The sequence below is a fragment of the Corallococcus praedator genome, from assembly GCF_003612125.1.
In the GTDB taxonomy this organism is placed as follows: domain Bacteria; phylum Myxococcota; class Myxococcia; order Myxococcales; family Myxococcaceae; genus Corallococcus; species Corallococcus praedator.
Genome location: NZ_RAWI01001013.1, coordinates 1 through 450, shown reverse-complemented (window position 1 = coordinate 450; position 450 = coordinate 1). Strand labels below are relative to the sequence as shown.

Genomic DNA, 450 nt, shown 5'->3' with positions numbered 1-450 from the left:
TCTCCGGCGCCTTGGGTCATGCCCTGGACCCATGCGCCGCTATCCGCACGCCGTGCGAGCTGGTGGACGGGCAGACTCAGGAGATCGTTTTTCGTCTCGGTGCCGGCAAGACGGCCGAGGAGGCGAGCCAACTCGCGCGGCAATGGCGCGGCGCGGCGGCAGCGCACGGTGCGCTGGCGGCCGTGAGGGCGTACTGGCACGAGACCCTCGGCGCAGTGCAGGTCGAAACGCCGGACCGATCGCTCGACCTGCTGGCCAACGGCTGGCTGCTCTACCAGGTGATCGCCTGCCGGCTCTGGGCACGCAATGCCTTCTACCAGTCCAGCGGCGCCTTCGGCTTTCGCGACCAGTTGCAGGACGTGATGGCACTCGTCCACGCCGCGCCTGACCTGGTGCGCGAGCACTTGGTGCGTGCCGGCGGCCGGCAGTTCGGCGAGGGCGATGTCCAGC

Annotated in this window: 1 protein-coding gene; it reads left to right on the top strand. The window is 70.0% G+C overall.

The features are described from left to right. The coding region (locus tag D7Y13_RS42820; protein ID WP_147452711.1) for a GH36-type glycosyl hydrolase domain-containing protein at positions 1-450 on the top strand (450 nt) is incomplete at both ends.